Source organism: Inquilinus sp. (assembly GCF_057815775.1).
The window spans coordinates 1-2,965 of record NZ_JBYRFX010000282.1; the positions used below are offsets into that span (position 1 = coordinate 1).

The following is a 2,965-nucleotide window of genomic DNA, read 5'->3' on the forward strand; positions in this document are numbered from 1 at the left end:
GAACACCGACGCCGCCGGCTATGGCGGCTCCGGCCTCGGCAATTTCGGCGGGGTGGAGGCCGAGGCCTCACCCTGGCACGGCCGGCCCTATTCGGTGCTGCTGACCCTGCCACCGCTGGCGACGATGCTGTTCGAATGGGCGGGGTGAAGCCGCCTCAAACCGCCCAGTTCTGGATCTTCAGTCCGCCGATTCGCCTGAACTCCCGCTCATTGTTGGTGACGAGCGTAAGCTTGGCTGCCTTGGCGTGAGCGGCGATCCAGAGATCGTTGTTGCCGATGATCTCTCCCTTCACCGCCAAGTCGGCCCGAATCGCACCATAGGCCTCACCCGCCTCCGCCGGCAGGGCCAGGACGGGAAGGTATTCGACGAGTTCCTGCAGCGTCTGCATTGCCTTTGCCCGAGCCTCGCTCTTTTCCGCGCCGTACAGCAGCTCGCCATAGGTGATGACGGACAGCACCGCTTCGCCCGGCTTCAATGCTTCGAATCGGGCCAGCACCTCGGGCGGCTTGCGGCGACGGATGTAGATGCAGATGTTGGTGTCCAGTAGATACCGGGCAACAGACATCAGAGGTCCTCGCGATCCTGCGGCGGCCCGTCTTCCCGATCATCACCCACGCCGTCGTCCGGCAGACCGGCCAGCAGATGGAACGCTCGGGCCATGCCGCGCGGCTTCTCTCGCAGCACGATCTCGTCACTGCGGCGGAAGATCTCGACCTCCTGGCTGTCGAAGCGGAACTGCTTCGGCAGCCGGACGGCCTGGCTGTTGCCGGACTGGAACACACGCGCGGTCGCCATGATCCTCGCCTCCAAAGTATATACGATAGTGTATATACTTTTACCGCATCGAACAAGACCCGGAGGTCCTGCAGTTCAGGGCTTCGCCGTCTCTGCCTGGCGTTTCAGCTCGTCCGCGGTTCGGGCGATCTGGGTCTGCAGGTCGGCCAGCTGCTGCCGCGCCGCCGCCAAATCGCCCTGGGTCTTGCCGAGCTGGTCCGTCGCCTGGGCGAGCTGGCCGTTGACGTCGGCCGCGGCGGCGTTCAGCCGGCCATAGCTGTCGCGCTGCGCCGCCTCCTGCGACCGCAACTGGTCGATCTGGCTGTCGAGGCCGCCGAGCTCGGCCCGCTTCGATGCCGCCTCCGTCTCGGCCCCTGCCAGCCGGTCCTGGACACTCTTGACCTGGGCCTCGGCCGCTGCGGCCACCTGGCCCGCCTGGTCTCGGCGCTTCACCGTGTCGGCCAGCGCGGCGCGGATCTGGTCGAGCTGCGCCTTCATCTGGTTGCTCTCGGCCCTCAGCCCGTCGCGGTCGGCGCCGGCCTGTTTCAGCGCCGCCAGCTCCTGCTGCACCGATCCCAGCCTGGCCTGGACCGCGTCGCGTGTCTGGCCGGCGCTGCGGCTTTCGACACCCAGATAGACCGCGGCGACCAGCGCGACGAAGGCGACGATGATGGTGGCAGCGACGGCGATCCGCGACGCCTCCGCATCGCGCTTCGGGGCGGGTTCGGCCGGCTCGGCCGGGCTGTGATCGTGATCGGCGGGGGTCACGCAGGCGATCCTTTCAACATGGGGGCCTTCGACGGGCCCTTCGATGGGTCGGCCATGGCCGGCGGCGATGCCGTAGCCGGGAAACTTGGTGAAATCGTGTCGGCCGGTCAGGGCGGCACGATCGCGCAGGCGTGTCACGATGGCCGGTGGACGGCCTGGATCGCACGCCCCATCCTGCCCATCGGACCGGATCGAAGGAACACTCGCAATGCCCCTGCCCGCCCCGCTTCCGCCCGGCCGGTCCTGGCCGCTCGGCGCCACCCCGACCGCGGAAGGCGTGAATTTCGCGCTGTTTTCCGCGCATGCGGAGCGGGTCGAACTGTGCCTGTTCGATGCCGAGGGGCGGCAGGAAGTCGCACGGCACGACCTGGCGGCGCGGACCGACCGGGTCTGGCACGGGCTGCTGCCGGGCGCCGGCGCCGGCACGGTCTATGGCTACCGGGTCCACGGCCCCTATGCGCCGCTGGACGGCCACCGCTTCAACCCGAACAAGCTGCTGCTGGACCCTTATGCCAAGGGGCTGGCCGGCAGCTTCCGCTGGGACGATTCGGTGCATGGCTACATCCGCGGCGCGGCGGAGGCCGACCTGTCCTTCGACCCGCGCGACAGCGCCGCCTTCGTGCCGAAATCGGTCGTGATCGACTCGGCGCATGACTGGGAGGGCGACGAGGCGCCGCGCACGCCGTGGGGCGAGACCGTGCTGTACGAGGCCCAACTCCGCGGCCTGACCATGCGCCACCCCGGCATCCCCGAACCGTTGCGCGGCACCCTGGGCGGCCTGGCCCATCCCGTCATGGTCGACCATCTGCGCCGGCTCGGCGTCACCGCGGTCGAGCTGATGCCGGTGCACGCCTTCCTCGACGAGCGTGCGCTGTTTGACCGGGGCTTGCGCAACTACTGGGGCTACAACACCGCGGCCTTCTTCGCCGTCCATCCCGCCTATGCCGGCGCCCCCTCTTCACTTTCTTACCGGGCACCGCTCGACGCCCTGCGCAACGCGGTCAAGGCGCTGCACCGGGCCGGGATCGAGGTCATCCTCGACGTCGTCTACAACCACACGGTGGAGAGCGACGTCTTCGGCCCGACCCTGAACTTCCGAGGCATCGACAACCTGTCCTACTATCAGCACGCGCCGCATGACCGGCGCGAGCCGTTCAACCCCACCGGCACCGGCAACGCGCTCGACCTCGGCCATCCCCGGGTGCTGCAAATGGTGATGGACAGCCTGCGCTGGTGGGTCGAAGCCGCGCATGTCGACGGCTTCCGCTTCGACCTCGCCACCACCCTGGCCCGGGTCGGCGGCGACTTCACCTCCGCCGCCCCCTTCCTCCAGGCCGTGGCGCAGGACCCGGTGCTGGCGCCGTGCAAACTGATCGCCGAGCCCTGGGACATCGGGCCCGGCGGCTATCGCGTCGGCGGCTT

Annotated in this window: 5 protein-coding genes; 2 read left to right on the plus strand and 3 right to left on the minus strand. The window is 68.9% G+C overall.

What is annotated here, in order from left to right; all coding sequences use genetic code 11:
* On the plus strand, positions 1-148 hold a 148-nt coding region (locus AC3XYG_RS10125; protein WP_489139705.1), incomplete at its 5' end, for an alpha amylase C-terminal domain-containing protein.
* Positions 149-155: 7 nt separating this feature from the next.
* Here AC3XYG_RS10125 and vapC read toward each other — a convergent pair.
* The 3 genes from vapC to AC3XYG_RS10140 all read right to left on the minus strand — a co-directional run bounded on the left by vapC (position 156) and on the right by AC3XYG_RS10140 (position 1,681).
* Positions 156-566: a type II toxin-antitoxin system tRNA(fMet)-specific endonuclease VapC gene (vapC, locus tag AC3XYG_RS10130; RefSeq protein ID WP_489139701.1), complete on the minus strand. Its 411-nt coding sequence runs from the start codon at positions 564-566 to the stop codon at positions 156-158.
* Complete coding sequence (locus AC3XYG_RS10135) at positions 566-796, minus strand: antitoxin (protein WP_489139702.1); 231 nt, start codon at positions 794-796, stop codon at positions 566-568. The genes vapC and AC3XYG_RS10135 overlap by 1 nt, the downstream gene beginning before the upstream one ends.
* A 75-nt stretch (positions 797-871) precedes the next feature.
* Positions 872-1,681, minus strand: coding sequence for a hypothetical protein (locus tag AC3XYG_RS10140; RefSeq protein WP_489139703.1), 810 nt, complete (start codon positions 1,679-1,681; stop codon positions 872-874).
* 70 nt (positions 1,682-1,751) lie between these two features.
* On the opposite strand from AC3XYG_RS10140, the gene AC3XYG_RS10145 reads away from it, so the two are divergent.
* The coding region (locus AC3XYG_RS10145) for a glycogen debranching protein (RefSeq protein WP_489139704.1) at positions 1,752-2,965 on the plus strand (1,214 nt) is incomplete at its 3' end.

Excerpts from the sequence above, each read along its gene's own strand:
- vapC (WP_489139701.1), bottom strand. The coding sequence starts at position 566 with ATGTCTGTTGCCCGGTATCTACTGGACACCAACATCTGCATCTACATC.
- AC3XYG_RS10135 (WP_489139702.1), bottom strand. The coding sequence starts at position 796 with ATGGCGACCGCGCGTGTGTTCCAGTCCGGCAACAGCCAGGCCGTCCGG.